We start from the raw sequence: 21102 nt of genomic DNA, 5'->3' as shown, positions 1-21102 counted from the left end.
TTTATGAATTGTATCTGGTTATACCATCCGGTTATATTGAGAGAACCACAAGTTGAGATCATGATTACGGAGGTTTATTATGCACAGTCGTTCCAGAAATGGGGTCGCCTATCTGGCAGCTCTCAGCTATGCAGCTATACTTGGCTTCTCATTTTTATTTGTAAAACTGACAGTGACGGAGGCAAGCCCACTGGATGTGATCGCCCACCGCTTCGCGTTGTCATTGATTGCTTTGACCATTCCAGTGCTGCTGGGTTGGATTAAAATCAATATCAAGTGGCGTGATGTGCTGCGTATCTTGCCATTGGCGCTGCTTTCACCGTTACTGTTCTTCCCCTTGCAAGCGTTCGGGCTGATGAGCACTTCTTCATCGGAAGGTGGAATTATTCAAGCTACTGTTCCTATCTTTACACTTCTGTTAGCCTCCTATTTTCTTAAAGAGCGCACAACAGTGCTTCAAAAGATTTCCTTACTACTCTCTGTCTTTGGTGTGGTTTTTATATTTGTGATGAAGAGCGGAGCACCGCTAGCTTCCAATAGCTTTGGCGGTATTGTTCTGCTCGTGCTCTCTGCTATATGCCTATCTGGCTATAACGTGCTGGCTCGTCCATTAACGCAAAAGTACAGTCCGATGGAGTTGACCTACGTTACCTCCATTTTAGGATGTATCGTTTTTAACCTGGCGGCCTTGGGGTATCATGCCATAGACGGCTCTATGAGCGCCTATACCGCGCCGCTGGTAAAGCCAGATTATTGGCTAGCACTGGCTTATCTGGGCATACTGTCTACCCTCGTCACCTCGCTGTTATCGAGCTTTGCCTTGAAGTGGATCGAAGCCTCCAAAATGAGTGTGATCGGTAATTTATCCACCCTTATCTCCATGATTGCCGGTGCTTACATTTTGAAAGAGCAGCTTGCCTACTATCACATTATTGGTGCTGTGGTGATCATTATCGGTGTGGTGGGCACCAATTTCGGAGGACGAAAAAGCTTCGCGCCGATCAAAACAACTTCGGCAAAATCGCAATAATGGACTAAGAGCAGGCACAAATCTTGTCTTAAAAAAGAAATCTCCAAGCTGGGCAATTCCAGCCTGGAGATTTCTTTTTTTATCTTCTTTGCCTTCGTCGGACTAGACCGGATACGCCATGACACTCATTAATGCCAGCTCCGGCTGTGTGGTGTCCAGTCTACTATATTGTACGATGATGGGCACATCGCTAGTGACCGTAATTGCGTAAGGAATACCTGTCGGAATCCGTTCGCCGGACTTTTCCAGCGAGGCTGTTCGGATATGGCGGGTTCGTCTTCCTTCCACCACCTCGATCATTCCCTCCAACGGCTCGCGGTCTTCAAAATAAATGTCTATGCTCAGCTTTGCCGCACAGTTTCCACAGTTCAGCACACATATACTTTCATGACTGAGCAGCTCTCCCCGGCTTTCCGGTGGAATATACCCGTCGGGAATGACCCAGAATAAGCTTCCTTGCGGCTGATTAGCCGCCTTTTCCTGTGACCGTTCAGTATCTCCCATGCCAATGGCCTCCTTTCAGCTATGAATACTTTTACATCTCTATGCCTCTTTTCTACCCGTACGGATTCTCCTGGGTACGCAGCAGTTCAGCCAGAAAAGCAAGCGCCAAGCCCTGACCCCACCCCTGAATGCGTTTGTAGGGTACGTTTCGGTAGCCATCTATATCGTTCATTACAGCAGTTCCAGCGGATACGCCAGTCACTGTGCCGTCCTCTTTAATGCGGGAAAGGATACCGTCAATCGCCTTTTGCGTGTATTTGTTAAACAATCGGCCCTGCATAAGCAAAGCAGTCGCAATTCCTGCCGAACCAGAGGTTTCCAGATAAGAGGTATCATCGTTCAGCACCGTATGCCATAGCCCTTCGGGGGATTGCAGCCGCACCAGTGCATTGAGTTGGTCACGCAGTGAGCCGTCAATGATCATGTAGGATGGATGCTGCACCTCGACACATTTCAGCGCCTTGGCCATCGTGAGTGCTGCCCATGAATTGCCGCGCGCCCAGTATATGCCCGACATGCGGCTTTGGTTCGCATGATCCCAGCCATGGTAATACAAATTCGTATCCGGGTCCTGCAAAAATTCTTCATGCCCGTGATATTGCCGGATTCCATCCTCCCAATATGTCTTGTTGCCCAGCAAATGACCGATCCGCAGCAAATAATAACCGGCCATAAACATCGTATCCACCCATGCTTGCTGCGGAAATACATCATGTAGTGAATTCACGGTATGCTGGAAAATGCCGTCGGCAAACCGTTCAGCTTTTTTCGTCAAAAATTCTGCCATCTCGATAGCGATATCCAGGTATTTTTGCTCACCTGTAGCCTGATGTAGCGTCAACAAACAATGCCCGACAGAAACGCCGTTCACCGACAGTGGCGGAAGTCCATCCTCAATATTTTCGTCAACCCATTCTTTCAGCTTGGTCAAATACTGTTCATTGCCTGTCGCTTCATAGGCTTCGCATACTCCATAAAAGGCTACTCCACCTGGCCAATCCCAGCTATAGTGCATTTGAAACGTGCGTTCCACTACCCGGTCAATCACCTGTTTAATCTGTTCCTCATCAAAACTCAATGCGGGCATTTCCACGTCTCCTCTCTTGGTAAGCTTCACGCTAGTTGCCCTCCTTGCCACCTGTTCCAAAAAAGGTCATCCGTCAACGTAAGTACATGCGCAGCGGTTGCAAATCCAGTTCCTTCACAGCCGCCGTCACCATATTTGCAATCCGAACCGCGCCATTCTCATGAAAATGTGTATTATCCTCTAAACCGCCGGAAAAGTTCATATATTCCCCAGGCAGCAGCCACATAAAAAGCTCCTTGCTCTCTTCGGGGCCAAGCTCTTCATATAACTCCTGCGTGCGGGCAGACAGATCAATAAGCGGCACGTTCGCTTCTTCGGCCAGCTCGCGAACCCCCGTTATATAGTCGCCATGTGTGTCGGACAACGTACCGTCCACGTTAAAATAGCGACGATGTACAGGCGTAATCAGCACCGGGGTTCCGCCCTTGCTTCTCGCTCCGTCTACATACAGGCGCAGATGCTCCTTGTAGGTCGTAAAAGGCTCCGTGGCCCGCTCCAGATCGGGCTTCTGATCATTATGGCCGAACTGGATGAACAGGAAGTCTCCTGTCTTCATTTCCTCCAAAATAACGTTCAACCGTCCCTCGTCCACGAAGCTCTTGGAGCTTCGCCCCGATACAGCGTGATTATCCACGCACACATCATGCTTGAACAAGGCCGGCAAAGCCTGTCCCCAGCCAGTGTACGGATAGCCGGACATCCCTTGATCCGTAACCGTGGAATCTCCGGCTAGGAATAGCCGGAGATTCTGTGGTGCTGGCACAATCTCCAGCGCATTGAGTCTCGGTGCGGTGCCAGATACGATGAGGCGCAGTTTACCATCCCGGATAGGCACCGTAAACATTGCCTCGGTGAACTGGCCTGGCAACGTGTGGACGGGAGGCAGCATATGCTTGCCCTCACCAGCCCGGAACCGCGTGAGCGTTTCCGCCAGTGGATCGCCAAGCAATACGGTGACCAAAACTATTCCGTCCGGTACATCTGCAACAAACGAAGCGTTCAGTGGAATACAAAAGCTGCTTCGCAGCCGTGTATGTGCATCCTTGGCTGGATTCTGCCTTTGTCGGCCATACACATGCTCCGTAGTCTCGAAGCCATAGCCTTGCTCAGCCGTATATATGCAATCCGGGGACACGGCCTTGTAGCCCTCCGCAGGTTCCCCCGGACCAAAGTCAAACTTCCACATTTTACTCACCCCTCGGCCTTCACCCTTAAATCCTCACCATCAATTGTATGCATATTCAGGTGCATCCCCTTTTTATGTGCACGCTTTATATCCTCACGCTATGCATTTTTTAGGTCTTAGCCCTTCAGGCCACTCGTACTCATTCCTTCTACGATTTGCTTTTGGAAAGCGAAGAATACAGCGATGACAGGCAGCAGGCTTAGGATGGACATCGCGAACATTCCTCCCCAGTTGGAGGCTGACTCGCTGTCGAGGAACATTTTGAGTGCAATCGATACGGTATATTTTTCTGGCGAGTTCAGATACAGTACCGGGCCTAACAAATCCTCCCACTTCCAGTAGAAAGAGAAGATTGCCGCCGTAGCCAGCGAGGATTTGAGCAAGGGTAAAATAATTCGAAAATACAACCGGAACTTGCCGCATCCGTCAATCGTCGCCGCTTCATCCAGCTCTGCTGGAATCGTCCGTATAAACTGCACCATCAGAAAGATGAAGAACGGCATCCCGAAAAAGGATGGCACTACCAACGGTAAGATCGTATTGATCCATCCAAGCTTGGTGAAAATAATATATTGCGGTACCAGCACTACATCCCCCGGCAGCATCAGCGTCACCATCATCAGAGCAAACCACAAGTTACGCCCTTTGAATTTCAAACGTGCGAAGCCAAATGCGATCAATGAGGAGGAAAGCACAGCACCAATCGTGGAAATCACTACGATCGTGAGCGAATTCAGAATATATGTGCCAAAGTTATAACCAGTCGTGCCTTTCCAGCCTGTTACATAGTTTTGCCAAATCCATTCTGTAGGGAAAAGCGAGGAGGCCGTGACGAATATCGTCCGACTTTCTTTAAAAGAGCTGAACAGCATCCAGAACACGGGATACAGCATTAGGAGCGCCAGTGCAGCAACCAGAATGTGATAAATTGGCCATTTGAACGTTTTCCATGCCATTGGTATCAGCGCCCCTTTTCCGTTTCATAGAACACCCAGAATTTGGATGTCATAAATAAAATCGCTGTCAGTATCGCAATCATAATGAGCATGACCCAGGCCATAGCTGCCGCATATCCCATATTGCTGAACATAAACGCCTGCCGGAACAGATACAGTGAATGTAGCATCGTTCCATCCATTGGACCACCCTCACCCTTGGAGATAACATAGGCTGGGACGAAGGTCATAAACGCACTGATCGTCTGCATAATCAAGTTAAATAAAATAATCGGACTCAGCAGTGGCAGCGTAATACTGAAAAATTTTCGTACTGGCGTAGCGCCATCTACACTGGATGCCTCGTACATTTCAAGCGGAATGTTTTTCAGCCCTGCCAGAAAAATAAGCATGGATGAACCAAATTGCCATACAGACAAGGTGATCAGCATCATGAGCGAAGCATTCGGATCACCAAACCATTTCACTGGAGTTGCCCCCAAGGCCGAAAGCAAGCTGTTAACAATGCCCTCATTACTGAAAATATTGCGCCACATGATGGACACTGCAACGCTACCCCCGATAATAGAAGGCAGATAATACATCGTCCGATAGGTGCCTACCATGCGTGACTTGGTATTCAAAATCATCGCCACAAACAACGCGAAAATCAGTCGCAACGGTACACCGACCAATACATACGTAAATGTGACCCTGATCGAATTCCAATATTTCGGATCACCTGTGAACATTTTTTCGAAGTTACCCAGACCAATCCATTTGGGCGGGGTGAACAGATTGTAGCTCGTAAAGGACAGATACAGTGAAATAAACATTGGAATTAACGTAAATGCCAGAAAGCCCACAATAAACGGGCTGATAAACGCATATCCGGTCATATTGGCTTTCAAGCTCTGATGATTTCGCAAGCTCATCAAGCCTCCCTTCTGTTGCATTTTAAGAATTTGCGTACGTGTAAATATAAACTATGCGTTGTTATATGAATTATTTTGTGATATCTACAAAGGTTGCCTCTGCAATGGGTTCGTCGGATCAACCGTGCGCAAGTCATGCTTTGCACTACGCACGGTTAACCTAACGAATCGATCCTTCAACCCTGCATTATTACTGCTTGTTATTCGCAAGGATGGTATTCGCATCAGCCCGGAATTTGACCGCTGCGTCTTCAGGCGTCATCTGCCCGAAATTGACCTGCTCAATATAATCGGTCAAAGTAGCAATCACTTCTGGTGATCCAACTGGCGGAGGTGGGCTCATTGGAGAAGCTTTTGGCTCCATGGAAGCCACAAATTCAAACACCTGCTTCGTTGCCTCGCTCAACTCCGGCGCTACAGCTTCCTTGATTTTGGCGGAAATTGGTACTCCACGTTCGCCTTTAATCAATTTATTCGCTTCTACATCGTTCATCCAGAAATCAATAAACTTTGCGGCCTCATCCTTCACCTGTGAACGGGAAGCCACCGCCCAATACATGGTAGGCTGCATATACACGCCTTTTTCCATATTCGGTCCAAACATCGGAGCAAGCGCCATTGGGCGATTAACGACCTGTTGTAAGCCCACATACTGATTGGACCACTGCCAAATGCCGATACCTGTTCCTTTTACGATATCCGATTCCTCAAGAATTCCCTTCGTTTGGTTCATGACTTCAGGAGTCGGTGTCGCCCCCTTCTTAATCAGCTCAGCTAAACCACCGAAGAAATCAACAAACAGCTTATCGTCATCATACCCCAATCCTGTTCCTTCCGTATTGTAGAGAGATTTTCCATGTGTCCGCAAATAGTAGTGGAAGAAAATATCCGCAGCCATGGAGCTGTCAAAGTAAACTTTATTGGAGGCGGCCTTCAAAGCCAGCTCTTTGTATTGGTCCCATGTCCAGTCATCAGGAATTTTGTCTATGCCCGCTTTTTTGAGCAGTGCCGGATCGTACTGGAAGCCCAGCACATTGACACCTGTTGGAATACCATATTGCTTTCCGGCAATGATTCCGGTTTTGAGTACATTTTCGTTTACATCAGCGACTTGGATTTTCTGATTCAAGTAAGGCGCCATATCTTCCAGCTGGCCGTTCTTCGCATATTGGCTAATATACGAAATGTCCATCTGCACGATATCCGGCAGTTGGTTTGCTGCCGCCTGCGGTGCGAGCTTCTTCCAGTAGTCATCAAAAGAGGCATATTCCACATCAATCGTTACATTCGGATTTTTTTGCTTATACAAATCGATAACCTTCTGCGTATATTCGTGGCGCGTATCCGATCCCCACCAAGCGATCCGCAACTTTACTTTCCCGTCTGCACTTGTGCCCGAATTGCCTCCACCGTCTGCTCCACTACATGCCGTCGTCAACACGAGCAGCATCGCTATGACCAGAAACCATCCCTTTTTGCCCACCTATCTCTCCCCTTTTCGCTGTTCTAGAAAGGAGCCTTATTACGAGTAACAATGTACTTACGCTTTTTTGATAGCGTTTACATTTGCTCCTGTTGTTATTTTCCCAAAAGCAGAGAAACATTGGAATACACAAATCAGATTTCAAAGGTTTAAAAAACAGAGGGACTCAGCAGCTCATCCCCGTTCGTGTGATTTAATGTACTCGGAGGGTGTCATACCTGCCCATTTTTTGAACACCTGGCTAAAATATTGCGCGTTCCCGCCGAAGCCGAACCATTCCGCCAGCTCAAACACCTTTACGTCTCCCGTCTCCCGAATATGCTCAGCCGCGCGCTCGATCCGGTAACGGTTAACATAGTGTGAAAAGTTTTCCCCCGTCACTTTTTTGAAGATTTTCCCTAAGTAGTCGGAATTCATATAGAGCATTTGACCCGCCACTCCGTTCAGCGAAAGATCGGATTTTCTATAGTTTTGCTCAATAATAGTGATCATTTTAACCACCGTGGAAGATTGGCGATATACATTGCTTTTATAATAAATTGCGGTCATTCGTTCGGCGGCTTCCTGTACAAAAGATTTGAGGCATGCCAATGTTTTTTGCTCTGCCAGCACGACCATTCGACTCGTGAACGCCGCACGCTCTTCTTCAGGACATATACGAATCATGGCAGCATATAGCTGTAGCACATAAGAACGGGTTACGGAAATTTCCAGCTTCATACGGGACAGGATGCCGAACAGCCGATCCACTTCCTGTGCAACTTCCTCCCTATTTCCAGCCTTGATCAGCAGACCGAACTTCTCTTCGTCCAGTTCCAAATCTGCCATCTCCCGGGTGTCATCAGCCGCCAAATCTTCCTTCGTAATGAGGCTGCCCTCCCCGGTGTAAAAGCGGTGATTCATACAATGCAATGTCTCCCGGTACATCCCCCGCGAATGCTGCATGCTATCCGACTCGCTAACTGCGACGGTCACCTCTAGCTTATAAAAACGGTGGAACGTCGTACGTACCGCTTCAATCTGTTTCATAAACCCAGACGTGTCATCCGCACTTTCCAGCACAATCAGCAGCTGCCCTTGCATCGTCGTACTGAGCAAGACATGATCCATTAAATCCCCTGCTATATTTTGCAAAGCAAACAAATGCTCCGGCTCGTGGGACTCCTCTACCCGCAGCAGCAGCATTCGAACCTGCTTATCTTGCAACTCCAGACCGAACAAACGCTCATAAAAAGCGATATCACGGCTACCGTAAGTTTTATAGGAAATAAACTCCTTCAAAAAATGCTCCTTCACATGCGGCAGCATACGCTGAAAATCATGCTTCATCCGGTTCACAAACTGCTTGCGTTCTTCCTGTTCCTCTCGCTCCTGTCCCAGCTCAGTCAGAGCCTCATGAATTTGTCGCTCATTGCAGGGCTTCAACAAGTAGTGCTTTACCCCGTATTGCATGGCCCGACAGGCATAGTCAAAATCTTTGTAGCCAGACAGCAGAATAAAACGAACGTCTGGAAAATGCTCCGTCGTTTTGGCAACGAGTCCGATACCGTCCAGTCCTGGCATGGAAATATCGCTGATCACAAAATCAGGCGGGCTCGCCTGGATCTGATCATATGCCTCAATCCCATTACGCGCCGTACCTACCAGTTGTGTTCCGGCCTTGCCCCAATCGACCACCTGTGATATGCCTTCCAAAATCATACGCTCATCATCAACCAGTAGCACCTTGTACACGACCCTGATCCCCTTTCACATATGGAATACAGACATGAATTGACGTACCTGTTCCTGACTCGCTGTGCAGTTCTATCCCCCAAGGTGTACCAAATGTCAGGTTAATCCGTTCCTGAATATTCGCAAGTCCAATGCCCCGCCCACGGGTTGTGATCTGACCGCTGCGTAGCTTTTCCAAGAAATCCAGGCTCATTCCAGGTCCGTCATCTTCAACCCGCAGGAACAGCGCTCCCTCGCTTTCTCTGGCCACAATCGTGATCCGACACGGTTCAATACGCGGCTCCAGCGCATAATGGATCGCATTCTCCACCAAGGGCTGAAGCGTTAGCTTCGGAATTTGTGCATCCATCAGCTCTTCCGGGACATCGAGGTGGAAATCGAGGCGCTCATCAAAACGTGTTTTTTGGATCGTTACGTAGCTCCTTACGATATCCAGCTCTTTTTGAAGTGGAATCAACTGCTCTTCAAAACTGACCGTGCTGCGTAGTAGAAAAGCAAGGGCTTCCACCATTTCTGAAATCCGATCCTGCTTATTGGCCTTGGCGAGCCAGTTCACAGATTCTAACGTATTGTATAGAAAATGTGGATTAATCTGTGCTTGTAGCGCCTTTAGCTCTGTTTCCCGCAGCAATAGCTGCTTGGCAACATTCTCATTAATAAGCTCGCGGATACGGCGGATCATCTTCTTATACGTCCGATGCAAGAGACCAACCTCATCCTGTGTGGAAAGGGGTACCGCCCCAAGCGCTTCCTCTTCCAGACGGTCGAGGTCGCCTTTTTCTATTTTACGCATGTTCTGAATCAACTGAACGATCGGTTGGGTAATGCTGCCCGATAACCTAGCGCCCAGCGCCAATGCAATAAGTAGCATAATGACAAAAATTGCGCTTACAATTTCTTTGATTATCGTAATACTGCGGAACATATCATCAAAGGGAGTCATATGTAAATACGTCCAGCCCGTATATGAGGATTTGATTTGAGCAGCAAAAAAGGTCCCCCCTGTATAGGTCGCGATTCCGTAAGGTTGCTTCCGCCCAAGCTCTGCCTGAATATCGCTCTCACTCAAAAGCGGTGTTTCGGGATAAATCATCCGTCTTCCGTCTGTAATCATCAACTGTCCGTCACGGCCGGAGGTCTGCACACGATCCGCTACAATCCGGTCAATTCGTACACGAATCGCAAGCGTGCCGAGCCCGTTCAGCGTAAAATTGGAATCGGTAAAGGATTTGAATTGCCGCGCGGCCAGCAAGGAGGAGTGACCTGCCGCATACCATGCATGGGAGCCGTCATATTCGTCTGCCAACTCCGACAGGGTGGATCGAAGCTCTTGGGGGATACCTTCGCGGTTGCCCGCACTCATGACCTGTCCCTCTTTGTCGATCACCATCATAGAATAGACATAGGTTTCAGAGCCGGCGAAGGCAATAAGCCTATTCGTTATTTTTTTGCGCAGTACCGTTTTGACATAAGGTGATGTTTCCTTTTCCAATTGGAGCAAATAACGCTGAAGCTGCTCGTCCGTTATTACCTTAAACGTAACTTTTTCAACATCCTTCAGTTCATTTTCAATGCCAATCGAAGAAATATTGAGTACTTCAGATGTCTTTTTGTACATTTGATTATCATAAATATGAAATACGTATTTAAGTATGACTGCAACAACCGCAAAGTTAACCAGCATGAGCACCGTAATCAGCAGTACCATCTTATGATGGATTCCAGCATTTTTGTAAGCGCTCTTAAAATAGGTGATCAGTACACGTCGCCTCCTTCGCACGTCCTGCCCGTCCAGCTCAAAATGGAGAAAACTCTATATATTATACAAAATACCCCATGCCTTGGTCATTCGGCAAGAGGTATTTGGGCTTGCTTAGCGTTGATCGGTTGCTTTCGATTTGTCCGCCTTGCTCATATATTCGTCATATCGGTCATCAAGCTCACGTGCCATACTCCGGTATTTACGCGTCTCCTCGACAATAGGGTCCATTTGAGTCTGAACCCGCACCTCATATTTGGGTCTGAGTCGTTCCCGTTTTTTGGCCTCATTCTCACGAATTTCGCCTTCCGTCAGCAGTTCACTGAGCTGGCGTTCCAATTCTTCGGACTGGCTCATCGCGATTTCCTCCTTCAGAATGATGGTCTACGTAGTATTATAACCCGGTTGCGTCTGCTTCTTTCAGCACTTGAATAAGTTGAGAATGAATAGCTGTATTCGTAGCTACAATATGCCGTACACTCAGGTCATAAGGTTGGCCCAATGTGTCGGTAATAGTACCTCCTGATTCCTGTACCAGCAAAGCGCCCGCTGCCACATCCCAGGCATTCAAACCGATTTCGCAATAAGCAGACAAACGTCCCGACGCCACATAAGCCAGATGCAACGCTGCCGAGCCGAGCGCCCGAATACCGCGTACCTGAGGTGTAAGAACCTGCGTGATTTTCATATTCAACGGTTGTGCATACGTACGATCCGGCGGGAAGCCAATGCACACCAGGCTATCTCCCAGCGTCTCTTCTCTCGATGCTTGCATGCGATTGCCGTGGACATATGCGCCTTTTCCTTTTTCCGCTACAAACATTTCATCACGGGACGGATCATAAATTACCCCGACAATCACTTCACCACGATGAGCCAAGGCAATAGACACACTGTAGTACGGCAGACTGTGCACGAAATTGGTAGTGCCGTCTACCGGATCAATAATCCATAAATATTCCTCTTCACGGGCAGCTTCTAATGCTCGGGCTGAAGCTTCGGCTCCCGGCTCTACCCCTTCTTCACCCAAGATGGCATGATCGGGAAAATGGGTGAGAATGAGTCTACGAATCATCTGTTCTGCACCTTTATCTACCTCGGTCACTAGATCGGTCGGCGACTGCTTGGTATTCAATTGTTCAACTGTGCCCAGCCTGCTTTTAATCCATTCCCCGGCTTTGGATGCCGCATTAATAGCCACGGCCGTATAGCTTTTTCCTGATACGATATAGGGAACCTTTTCGTTTTCATGTTCGTTCAACGTGTTCACTCTACTTTCTATATCATTGTTACGTGGTTTACGAGCCTGCCCAACAGACATTCTCTTAACCATCTCTGTTTCAGTACAAGTTTGCTAGTTTACACATTCTAGTATACACAATAAGCTTCATAAAGTTTCTCCATATGGAAGCTTTATCCGCGAAATACTGCTTTCTAAGGCGTAATTTCTATGGAAGCCCCACCCAACACTTTGACCCCGTTATCTTCCTGAAGACGCAGTTCATTCATTAATCCGAACAACGCTTCATCCTTAAGTTTGGCTTCAAGCATGACATCAATCCGATCGGTATATCCAGCAATATTACGCAGAAAGGTCAGCAATGGCTCCACCAGAACACCGTCTGCATGACCACGAGGGTCTTTTTCACTTTTGGGACTGGACGCATGAATTTTGGGCGGCAATGGATGATCCGCAGAAGATCCGGCTTGGGCCAATTCCCCTTTCCAGGTATCCAATATATCCGGCCAAAGCTCCCACGGCTTCTCTCCCTCGTTATTAACCCATTGATGATGAATATCAAGAACCATTGGTAAGCCTGTTATTTTGCAAGCTTCCAGTGTTTCCACCGCATTGAACGTTTTATCATCATTTTCCAATGTTAACCGTTCTCTTAATGAAAGATCCAGCGCACTAACCTGCTCTACAAAACGCTGACCTGAGGTCACCTTATCTCCGTATGCACCACCAATATGAATGTTGTTCTTGGCTTCGGCACTAAGTCCCATAGCTTCCAGCATCGCCACGTGGTACTTCAGATCATGAATGGAGCTTTGCAACACTTCAGGACGGGGAGTGCTCAGCACTGTAAAATGATCGGGGTGAAACGATACCCTCATCTTATTCGCCTTGACATAGTCCCCCACCTCTGCAAAATCAGCAGCAAGCGCCTGAAATGGGTCCCAATCCCTCAGATCTTGATGGGTCGCGAGCGGAATCAGCTTGGATGAGAAACGATAGACCTGAATATCACTCGCACGATTATGACGCAGCAGCCTCAATGTATTGTGGAGATTTTCGGCTGCAATTCGTTCTAGCTTGCGGATCGCGGCTTCTCGGTCTCCGATCTTGTTAAAGCTGGCCATAGTCATGGTTTTAGAAGGGGATGCATTTTGCACGGTGACTGACATGGCAACATAACCGAACCTTACGATCATAGATGTCCTTCCTTTCAGCAGTTCGCAGTAGATGGCAAGGCCGCTTTCATTATGTGACCTAAACCCCTTTTCTACTGATCATACCCGGAAAAGCATCTGCTGATTCGGTGTTTTGCACAAAACTGAAAGAAACAAACAGCTAGGATTGCTGCTGTGCTCCAAAAAACATTTCATCTGCCAACGCGGTCTGAATTCTTGACTCCTCTTCATTCAGCTTACGAATGAGAGTCATTTCTACCTCGGTCACTTCGTCACCTTGGAAATTGATTTCGGCGATACAGCCCACAATCTGAACGATGGCTACTGCCACGTTGTCCACGCTATAAGCGATGACCTTCTGTCCTGTCGGAAAAACGCGCAGTCCGGATTTAACCATTTTGCCACGTCCATATTCCAGCAGTTCATAAAGTTCTTGTTCACTCTTGAATTTGCACACCGAATTAAATTCAGTTTGAAAGCCCATGTAGCCGCCACCTTTCATATTTAAGGGTTTAGTAAAATGCTCAAGTACATCAATATATATGAACAAAAAGGAGAGTGATCAGCTCCCCTTCGTTTTTCGTTTATGAGTTCTCATAGTGCAGTGCCGACCTGCGCTCATAACGCTCCAGTGCAAGAGCAATCATGCGATCCAGCAGACTTACATAGGATACACCGGTTTCTCTCCACAATAATGGATACATGCTGAACGGTGTAAAGCCAGGCATTGTATTCACTTCATTAATAAGGATATGTCCATCTGAGCGTCTGACGAAGAAATCGGCACGGGAAATCCCGCAACCTTCCAGAGCACGGAAAGCTTGCAATGCGGCTTCACGGATACGATCTGCCACTTCCTCGTCCAGTGGTGCCGGAATGAGCATTTCCGATTGACCATCGGTATATTTGGCAGCATAGTCGTAGTAATCACTCGACGACACAATTTCACCCGGTACCGAGGCAATCGGCTCGTCATTGCCAAGTACGCTGACTTCAATCTCACGGGCATCGACGTACTCCTCCACAATCACCTTCAGGTCAAATTGCAGAGCCAGATCAACAGCCTTTTCCAGTTCTTCCCGGTTACTCACTTTGGAAATACCAACACTTGATCCCAGATTGGCTGGTTTGACAAAGCAAGGATAACCCAACTCAGTCTCTATGTTACGCACCAAGTCATGACCGGTTTGTGCCCACTGTGTACTATTAAAATAGCAGTATTTCACTTGTGGCAATCCTGCATGCTCAAACAGCTTCTTCATGACGCCTTTATCCATACCTGCTGCCGAAGCCAGCACGCCTGCCCCGACATAGGGCATATCAGCCATTTCGAACAGACCCTGAATCGTTCCGTCCTCGCCAAAGGTGCCGTGCAGCAGCGGAAACAGTACATCCAGCGTCTGCTCTCCATACAACTTGCCGAACAACGTATCTAATGCCGCCTTGGTGCCACCCTCAGCGTGCTCCAGCTTCAATTGGTCTACAGTAGTCAGAGGCGTACTTAACAACGTCCCTCTACGCCAATCGCCAGCCTTCGTAATATAAAAAGGAATAATCTCGTATTTATCATAGTTAAAAGCGTTCATTACCGCATACGCCGTTTGCAGCGATACCTCATGTTCGCCCGATTTACCACCGTACACCAGCCCTACGGTCAATTTTTGATTTGCCATGCCTATCCTCCGCTTTCCTGCTTTCGTCATTGTGCCTGATTTGCTTCACTGTACCTGTTATCCATCATCTCATTTAAAAATAGTCGGCGATGTGATAAAAGCGATATACCGTATTGTCCGTCCACGCATACGAATTTTTATAGTCCCAATAACGATGTCTGGAGCTTACCGTATGTGCATTGACTAGCGGCATGCCGCCAGCATCAAAGGCCGTTACCACCGTGCTGTGCTGGAAAGTTCCGTCACCATCCCAATCATAAAAAATGACGTCCCCCAGCATGAGCTGCTCCGGTCGACTCACCTGCTCTGCGGTCAACCCCCAGGAGCTGGAGCCCAAATACCGCTCCAAACTGTTGGAAACCGCCCAGCTATAGCTCCACAGCTCACGTCCGGCGACCCGTCCTTTATACCACCAGCCCGATTCTCTTTTACCAGTATAGTGGATCGGTGCACCACCTGCAAAGAGGCACTGCGAGATATAATTGGTGCAATCCACATCAAACGCCTCAAACTCCGGGTTAAAGTTATCCCACCACTGATCTGCATAGGCCGCTGCTTCTTCACGGCGATATCGGCTGGGACGTGCTGATGAGCCGAAGCCCAGCACACCACGATTCAGCAGCGGCAGACTTCCTCCCTGATTAAAAGACGCTTGTTCAAAAGGAACCTCTCCTCCCGCCGGCTTTCTTTCTGCAGGATCGCGCTCGATCCTCGTCACCTGCCAGGCTTCGCCCTCGCGTGTAAACGTTAGACGCTCCCGTTCAATCCGATCCTCCCGGTGCGTCATCCCGCCCTTCTCATAAAAGAGCCGCACATGCAGTTGTACATCGACCACTGCCTCATCTGGTGTATCCTGCACTATTCGTAACGGCTTGGCGCGTGTCTCGCTGCGCAGGGGAACAGCGTCCCGTTCGTTGTACCACTGCTCCAATCTGGCCGCACGTGCCGCCCGCTCCATTCGCTGGCCCACCTCCAGGTACTCATCCGGCTGTGGTACACCATTTACCTCACTGCGATTGTACTGATTCACATAAGCAAAAAGGGCCTGTTTCCATTCCCGCTCCCCCATCCCTATCCCTCCATTTTTCGTCTCGCTATCCTTATTCGGGGATAACCACGCTGATATATAACTTCCTTCTTTCCTCTCTGGTCGGATATGCTCTCTATCTATAAGTATGAATCTCTAAAGCTTGGTATGAACATCGAAACGCGGGGGAACGGAACGTTTTATTTTCCAGTCTGAACACGCATAATTTAGGTCAAAAAAACTTTACGGAACCGTCTGAAAACGGTATACTTAATCCAAAAGCAATCATTTTGAAATCATGTTTCATCTAATGAAACGAATTACATTCATCTCAACCTCTTAACTTACAATGCACCACTGAAGATGAAATTGAGAACGCAACCAATTAAAACCAAATGTGCATGACGTCGAAAAAAGACATCCCTATTTTCCCGCAAGCATCCACTTCAAGGAGGTAATACTTATGTCAGGAAAAGATCAATTCTCCATTGCCCGTAGTTTGGAAGTTAACGGGAAGCCTTATCGCTACTACAGTCTTAAGGCACTGGAGGAACAAGGAAAAAGCGGTGTTGCCAAGCTGCCTTTCTCCATTAAAGTGTTGCTGGAAGCAGCGGTTCGCCAGTTTGACGGACGCGCCATTACAGAAGAACACGTGCAGCAGCTGACAGGCTGGGCTGAGGATCGTGACACCAACAAGGAAATTCCGTTCATTCCTGCACGTATCGTGCTTCAGGATTTTACTGGCGTCCCGGTGGTTGTCGATTTGGCAGCTATGCGTGATACGGTGAAAAAAGCGGGCGGCGATCCGAAACAAATCAACCCGCTCGTTCCCGTCGATCTCGTAATCGACCACTCGGTCATGGTTGATGCCTTCGGTACCAGTGACGCGCTGGACTACAATATTAATGTAGAGTTTGAACGTAACGAAGAACGGTATCGTTTTTTGCGCTGGGCGCAAACGGCATTCAATAACTTCCGTGCGGTGCCGCCGTCCACCGGTATCGTTCATCAGGTTAATCTAGAGTATCTCGCTTCCGTGGCTGCCACCAAAACCATCGACGGCGAAACTGTTGTCTTCCCGGATTCCCTTGTGGGAACGGACTCCCATACGACGATGATTAACGGACTCGGTGTCGTAGGCTGGGGTGTCGGCGGGATCGAGGCAGAGGCGGGTATGCTGGGGCAGCCGCTGTATTTTGTCACTCCCGATGTGATCGGCTTCAAGCTGACAGGTAGCCTGTCGGAAGGAGCTACCGCTACCGACCTGGCGCTGACAGTCACGCAAATGCTGCGTAAAAAAGGCGTGGTCGGCAAATTCGTAGAATTTTACGGCCCAGGTCTGGCCAACATTAGCTTGGCTGACCGTGCGACCGTGGCCAACATGGCACCGGAATACGGCGCAACGATCGGCTTTTTCCCGGTTGATGCCGAAACGCTGGCTTACCTGCGCAGCACTGGACGTTCCGATGAGCAAGTCAGCCTTGTAGAGGAATATTACAAAGCTCAAGGCATGTTCCGCACATCCGATACCCCAGACCCTGTGTTCAGCGATACGCTTGAGCTAGACCTGGCTTCGGTTGTACCGAGTCTCGCCGGACCCAAACGTCCGCAGGACCGTGTTGAGCTAAGCCGCATGAAAGAAACCTTCGAAGGCATTATCCGTACCCCGGTAGACAAAGGCGGCTATGGACTGAGCGATGAAAAGATCGCACAGAAGGTTCCACTGACCCATCCGGACGGCTCCACCAGTGAGCTGGGTACTGGCTCAGTCGTGATTGCAGCGATTACAAGCTGCACGAACACCTCCAACCCAAGCGTTATGCTAGGCGCGGGCTTGCTCGCCAAAAAGGCAGTACAGCGCGGGCTCAAAACGCCAGGCTATGTTAAAACAAGCTTGACACCAGGCTCGCTTGTCGTGACGGAGTACCTGCAAAAAGCCGGGCTGATCGAACCGCTCGAAGCCCTCGGCTTCCATGTGGCAGGCTATGGTTGCGCGACCTGTATCGGTAACTCTGGACCCCTTCCTGACGAAGTGAGTCAGGCTATTACAGACAATGATCTGACCGTTGGCGCAGTTATTTCCGGTAACCGGAACTTTGAAGGACGTGTGCATGCGCAAGTCAAAGCCAACTATCTCGGCTCACCGCCACTGGTAGTCGCTTATGCTCTCGCCGGCACGGTAAATATTGATATGGTGAACGAACCACTCGGTTACGATCAGGACAATCAGCCTGTCTACCTAAAAGATATCTGGCCTACTTCCGAAGAAATCAAGGAAGCGATCAGCCTGTCTCTGAGCCCGGATATGTTCCGTCGCAAATACGAAAATGTATTTACAGCCAACGAAAAATGGAATTCCATTCCGGTTCCTGAAGGCGAACTGTATGAATGGGATGAAAACTCAACTTATATTCAAAATCCGCCATTCTTTGAAGGGCTTCAGGATGGTGTGCAGGATATCAAGGAAATCCGTAATGCCCGTGTACTTGCCTTGCTGAATGATTCGGTCACGACTGACCACATCTCACCAGCAGGCAACATCGCCCCTTCCAGCCCGGCAGGACTGTACTTGAAGGAGCATGGTGTAGAGCGCAAGGACTTCAACTCCTATGGCTCCCGTCGCGGTAATCATGAAGTCATGATGCGCGGTACATTCGCCAACATCCGTATCCGCAACAATGTAGCTCCAGGCACCGAAGGCGGTGTGACCAAGTACTTGCCTACAGATGAGGAAATGTCCATCTATGATGCGTCCATGAAATATCAGGCAGCCGATCAGAACCTGATCGTCATCGCCGGCAAGGAATACGGCACAGGCAGCTCACGTGACTGGGCAGCCAAAGGTACGCTGTTGTTAGGTGTTAAAGCCGTCATTGCAGAAAGCTTCGAGCGGATTCACCGCAGTAACCTGGTCGGTATGGGTGTACTGCCGCTGCAATTCCAGGAAGGCTATGGCTGGTCCAGCTTGGGCCTGAACGGTCGCGAAACCTTCGACATCCTCGGCATTGACAATGACGTGAAACCAGGTCAAGAACTTACGGTTGTAGCCAAACGCGAGGATGGCACCAAGTTCGAATTCCCGGTCACTGCTCGTCTGGACAGCACCGTTGACATCGACTACTACCACAACGGTGGTATTTTGCAAACCGTACTGCGTCAAATGATTCAAGCGTAATGATCGAGTGAATAATGAAAATCCCCTCTCAAATGCGGTGTAAACTGCAATGGAGAGGGGATTTTTTACATGCCCGAAGCATTCAGAAGAAAACACATGCCTATGGTCGAGAATACAACAGATATAAGAACTGTAATGAGACCAGGCAGGCTTTTCAACATTTCAGAGCCTTCTTGGCTCTTGAATCGACGTCTGAGAATAGGCTGAAGCAAAAGCATAATCATAAATGATATGAGGCTAAGTCCACATAACAACCATACCTCAGGAGAGGATTTGTCAACAAAACGGTCAGCCACCCCATTAAAACCGTAGTGGATTGCTACCTTTCTGGGCATTGTCGGATACATGAAAAGGTAGATGACGAAAGGCAAAGCGGACACAAGAAAGGACAACATATTAAAAATATTTAATCTATTTCGCATGGAAGTTCTCCTTTTAGAGCTGATTTAATTCATATTATACACATATCAGCAATTTATATTTTTATATCCACGGCTAAGTAAAAGAGAAATTATGCGATTAGCAAAAGACATTCTCACTGCTAAATGCAAAAAAGCCGATCCTCTCAGGACCGGCTTGCCACTGTATTCTCTTATATCCTTGCCTTCGCATTGCTAAATTACTTCGAAATATCCAAAAAGCCCTCTCCGAATACGTCCCGTACGTCATGAATGGTGATAAATGCTGCTGTATCGATAGCTTTCACAATCTTTTTAAGCGCTGACACCTCTTGTTTGCTAATGACGATATATAAAACTTCTTTTGGATTTTTGGTGTAATATCCGTGGCCTGACAGGACGGTGACTCCACGATCCATTTGTGTAATGACCATCTCGGCAATTTTGTCTTGATGCTCCGAAATAATCATGACCGCTTTTTTCGGATTCAATCCTTCAATCATGAAATCCATAACTTTCGTACCGACGTACAAAATAACGATAGTTAGCATTAATTTTTCCGGGCCAATAATAAAGTAGGAAGAGAAGGCGACAATCAGATCAAAAAACAACAAGGCATAGCTGATATTCCAATCCAGATACTTGTTGGCAATCCGGGCTAAAATGACCGTTCCTGCCGTTGTACCACCGACCCGTACAATTAAGCCAATGCCGACCCCTACCAAAACTCCGGCAAATACGGCATTAATCGTCGGCTCATGCGAATCAATCCGCCAGTTGACTGTTAAATGTAAAAACAGCGAGTTAAAAGCGACCGCAATTATAGTATACAGAGTCGTTCTCTTGTCCAAAAATTTATATCCGACAATCAGCAGCAAGCCATTAATGACCAGATTGACGATCGAGGGAGACCACTGAAACAGGTAGTACAAGATGATCGTGACCCCTGTAACGCCCCCCTCGCCAAACTCATTCGGGATCACATACAGATTAACAGCCAGCGCGAAAAAAAACGCACCCAGAATAATAAATACGATATCTGCAATACTTTTTTTCATATATGCTCTAATCCTCTCTCTAACATTTCAACGGATGAATTGCCAGATGGATTGGCTGACTCTTCTTGCCAAAATACGCTGACAACCAGTTCATGGTATCCACTACCCAACATAAAGTCAATACAACTTTGACACTTTAATTCGCCACCAGACTGCCTTAGTCCAACCTTAGAATTCCGCAAAATTCCGCTAATACAAGGTTATTCGACAAAAAAACACAATCCCGACTACTAAACTGAGAAAACGGGCCTCTAGCCCTTGTTTAGGCCCTAGGCACATTTTCCCCTAAAATGACCATCCTCCTAATACACATTTTGGACACATACGACCATCTTCCTGTTTTATGTCAAAAGCGTTTTACTTTGGATAAATGCGGGTATAATGATTGAAACATTACCAAGCAACCTACACGGCATTACGACATCAAGTACATATACATAGTCCTATACAGACGTCCTAAGCAACTCAATCTGAATTTGACAAAATGGAATTGGAGGAATGACCACATGAATACAATGAACTTAACTGTCCACACCCTGATGCCTTTTCACCACCAATACCAACGTGCCAACGCGGTGAGTATGCAGAAGAAAGAAGACAGCTCGGAGAAGAAGCTCAGCTTTCAGGACATTTTGAATGAAAAAATGGGTAAAAAATAAAGCTCCGTTAATCCGGTAGCATGATCCCGCTTTACATAAGCTGA

Annotated in this window: 19 protein-coding genes; 3 read left to right on the top strand and 16 right to left on the bottom strand. The window is 48.0% G+C overall.

Translation table 11 applies throughout. The annotated features are described in order from the left end of the window. Positions 1-79: 79 nt before the first annotated feature. Entirely contained in the window at positions 80-1030 is a 951-nt protein-coding gene (locus ACH59B_RS04095; protein ID WP_025364030.1) for a DMT family transporter, read from the top strand. A gap of 102 nt (positions 1031-1132) precedes the next feature. Here the strand turns inward: ACH59B_RS04095 and ACH59B_RS04090 are convergent, their stop codons facing one another. The 14 genes from ACH59B_RS04090 to ACH59B_RS04025 form a co-directional block, all read right to left on the bottom strand. Continuing rightward, complete coding sequence (locus ACH59B_RS04090; RefSeq protein ID WP_025364029.1) at positions 1133-1534, bottom strand: sensory rhodopsin transducer; 402 nt, start codon at positions 1532-1534, stop codon at positions 1133-1135. 52 nt (positions 1535-1586) lie between these two features. Beyond that, positions 1587-2621 carry a glycoside hydrolase family 88 protein gene (locus ACH59B_RS04085; protein ID WP_025364028.1) on the bottom strand — a complete coding sequence of 345 codons (1035 nt, stop codon included), beginning with the start codon at positions 2619-2621 and terminating at the stop codon, positions 1587-1589. A 73-nt stretch (positions 2622-2694) separates the two neighbouring features. Beyond that, a complete protein-coding gene (locus ACH59B_RS04080; RefSeq protein WP_045245114.1) occupies positions 2695-3807 on the bottom strand; it encodes a rhamnogalacturonan acetylesterase in 1113 nt (370 codons plus the stop codon). A 116-nt stretch (positions 3808-3923) separates the two neighbouring features. Continuing rightward, complete coding sequence (locus ACH59B_RS04075; RefSeq protein ID WP_013369435.1) at positions 3924-4763, bottom strand: carbohydrate ABC transporter permease; 840 nt, start codon at positions 4761-4763, stop codon at positions 3924-3926. Positions 4764-4768: 5 nt separating this feature from the next. Then, positions 4769-5677 (bottom strand): carbohydrate ABC transporter permease, encoded by a 909-nt coding sequence (locus ACH59B_RS04070; protein WP_016819319.1) that lies wholly within the window; start codon positions 5675-5677, stop codon positions 4769-4771. Between the two features lie 190 nt (positions 5678-5867). Next, the gene (locus ACH59B_RS04065; RefSeq protein ID WP_016819320.1) at positions 5868-7160 is read right to left on the bottom strand and encodes an ABC transporter substrate-binding protein; all 1293 of its coding nucleotides are present in this window, start codon (positions 7158-7160) and stop codon (positions 5868-5870) included. A 174-nt stretch (positions 7161-7334) separates the two neighbouring features. Continuing rightward, positions 7335-8894, bottom strand: coding sequence for a response regulator (locus ACH59B_RS04060; protein ID WP_404303363.1), 1560 nt, complete (start codon positions 8892-8894; stop codon positions 7335-7337). Continuing rightward, a complete protein-coding gene (locus tag ACH59B_RS04055) occupies positions 8872-10602 on the bottom strand; it encodes a sensor histidine kinase (protein ID WP_404303920.1) in 1731 nt (576 codons plus the stop codon). Before ACH59B_RS04055 ends, ACH59B_RS04060 begins: the two co-directional genes overlap by 23 nt. A 165-nt stretch (positions 10603-10767) precedes the next feature. Further along, positions 10768-11010, bottom strand: coding sequence for a hypothetical protein (locus ACH59B_RS04050; RefSeq protein ID WP_404303361.1), 243 nt, complete (start codon positions 11008-11010; stop codon positions 10768-10770). 37 nt (positions 11011-11047) lie between these two features. Beyond that, positions 11048-11914 carry an inositol monophosphatase family protein gene (locus ACH59B_RS04045; RefSeq protein WP_029514326.1) on the bottom strand — a complete coding sequence of 289 codons (867 nt, stop codon included), beginning with the start codon at positions 11912-11914 and terminating at the stop codon, positions 11048-11050. 173 nt (positions 11915-12087) lie between these two features. Next, complete coding sequence (gene uvsE, locus ACH59B_RS04040; RefSeq protein WP_016819325.1) at positions 12088-13089, bottom strand: UV DNA damage repair endonuclease UvsE; 1002 nt, start codon at positions 13087-13089, stop codon at positions 12088-12090. A gap of 139 nt (positions 13090-13228) precedes the next feature. Next, on the bottom strand, positions 13229-13552 hold the full coding sequence (locus tag ACH59B_RS04035; protein ID WP_016819326.1) for a hypothetical protein: 324 nt from the start codon (positions 13550-13552) through the stop codon (positions 13229-13231). Positions 13553-13652: 100 nt separating this feature from the next. Continuing rightward, the gene (locus ACH59B_RS04030) at positions 13653-14741 is read right to left on the bottom strand and encodes a D-alanine--D-alanine ligase (RefSeq protein ID WP_257126671.1); all 1089 of its coding nucleotides are present in this window, start codon (positions 14739-14741) and stop codon (positions 13653-13655) included. A 73-nt stretch (positions 14742-14814) separates the two neighbouring features. Then, positions 14815-15810: an amidase domain-containing protein gene (locus tag ACH59B_RS04025; RefSeq protein ID WP_019686143.1), complete on the bottom strand. Its 996-nt coding sequence runs from the start codon at positions 15808-15810 to the stop codon at positions 14815-14817. A gap of 421 nt (positions 15811-16231) precedes the next feature. On the opposite strand from ACH59B_RS04025, the gene acnA reads away from it, so the two are divergent. After that, entirely contained in the window at positions 16232-18943 is a 2712-nt protein-coding gene (acnA, locus tag ACH59B_RS04020; protein ID WP_090891526.1) for an aconitate hydratase AcnA, read from the top strand. Positions 18944-19008: 65 nt separating this feature from the next. Here the strand turns inward: acnA and ACH59B_RS04015 are convergent, their stop codons facing one another. Beyond that, positions 19009-19365 carry a DUF1648 domain-containing protein gene (locus ACH59B_RS04015; protein WP_404303358.1) on the bottom strand — a complete coding sequence of 119 codons (357 nt, stop codon included), beginning with the start codon at positions 19363-19365 and terminating at the stop codon, positions 19009-19011. 197 nt (positions 19366-19562) lie between these two features. Then, positions 19563-20399 carry a YitT family protein gene (locus tag ACH59B_RS04010; protein WP_013369422.1) on the bottom strand — a complete coding sequence of 279 codons (837 nt, stop codon included), beginning with the start codon at positions 20397-20399 and terminating at the stop codon, positions 19563-19565. A gap of 506 nt (positions 20400-20905) precedes the next feature. Between ACH59B_RS04010 and ACH59B_RS04005 the strand changes: the two genes are divergently transcribed. After that, complete coding sequence (locus ACH59B_RS04005) at positions 20906-21058, top strand: hypothetical protein (RefSeq protein WP_010348453.1); 153 nt, start codon at positions 20906-20908, stop codon at positions 21056-21058. Positions 21059-21102 lie beyond the last annotated feature (44 nt).

The sequence above is a fragment of the Paenibacillus sp. DP01 genome (assembly GCF_044784315.1).
Classification (GTDB): Bacteria; Bacillota; Bacilli; order Paenibacillales; family Paenibacillaceae; genus Paenibacillus; species Paenibacillus polymyxa.
The sequence above is the reverse complement of the archived record's forward strand: the minus strand, read 5'-3'. Positions and strand labels throughout refer to the sequence as shown.

Excerpts from the sequence above, each read along its gene's own strand:
- ACH59B_RS04095 (WP_025364030.1), top strand. The coding sequence starts at position 80 with ATGCACAGTCGTTCCAGAAATGGGGTCGCCTATCTGGCAGCTCTCAGC.
- ACH59B_RS04090 (WP_025364029.1), bottom strand. The coding sequence starts at position 1,534 with ATGGGAGATACTGAACGGTCACAGGAAAAGGCGGCTAATCAGCCGCAA.
- ACH59B_RS04010 (WP_013369422.1), bottom strand. The coding sequence starts at position 20,399 with ATGAAAAAAAGTATTGCAGATATCGTATTTATTATTCTGGGTGCGTTT.
- ACH59B_RS04055 (WP_404303920.1), bottom strand. The coding sequence starts at position 10,602 with ATGGTACTGCTGATTACGGTGCTCATGCTGGTTAACTTTGCGGTTGTT.
- ACH59B_RS04080 (WP_045245114.1), bottom strand. The coding sequence starts at position 3,807 with ATGTGGAAGTTTGACTTTGGTCCGGGGGAACCTGCGGAGGGCTACAAG.
- ACH59B_RS04005 (WP_010348453.1), top strand. The coding sequence starts at position 20,906 with ATGAATACAATGAACTTAACTGTCCACACCCTGATGCCTTTTCACCAC.
- ACH59B_RS04015 (WP_404303358.1), bottom strand. The coding sequence starts at position 19,365 with ATGCGAAATAGATTAAATATTTTTAATATGTTGTCCTTTCTTGTGTCC.
- ACH59B_RS04050 (WP_404303361.1), bottom strand. The coding sequence starts at position 11,010 with ATGAGCCAGTCCGAAGAATTGGAACGCCAGCTCAGTGAACTGCTGACG.
- acnA (WP_090891526.1), top strand. The coding sequence starts at position 16,232 with ATGTCAGGAAAAGATCAATTCTCCATTGCCCGTAGTTTGGAAGTTAAC.
- ACH59B_RS04070 (WP_016819319.1), bottom strand. The coding sequence starts at position 5,677 with ATGAGCTTGCGAAATCATCAGAGCTTGAAAGCCAATATGACCGGATAT.
- ACH59B_RS04075 (WP_013369435.1), bottom strand. The coding sequence starts at position 4,763 with ATGGCATGGAAAACGTTCAAATGGCCAATTTATCACATTCTGGTTGCT.
- ACH59B_RS04030 (WP_257126671.1), bottom strand. The coding sequence starts at position 14,741 with ATGGCAAATCAAAAATTGACCGTAGGGCTGGTGTACGGTGGTAAATCG.
- ACH59B_RS04035 (WP_016819326.1), bottom strand. The coding sequence starts at position 13,552 with ATGGGCTTTCAAACTGAATTTAATTCGGTGTGCAAATTCAAGAGTGAA.
- ACH59B_RS04085 (WP_025364028.1), bottom strand. The coding sequence starts at position 2,621 with ATGCCCGCATTGAGTTTTGATGAGGAACAGATTAAACAGGTGATTGAC.
- uvsE (WP_016819325.1), bottom strand. The coding sequence starts at position 13,089 with ATGATCGTAAGGTTCGGTTATGTTGCCATGTCAGTCACCGTGCAAAAT.
- ACH59B_RS04025 (WP_019686143.1), bottom strand. The coding sequence starts at position 15,810 with ATGGGGGAGCGGGAATGGAAACAGGCCCTTTTTGCTTATGTGAATCAG.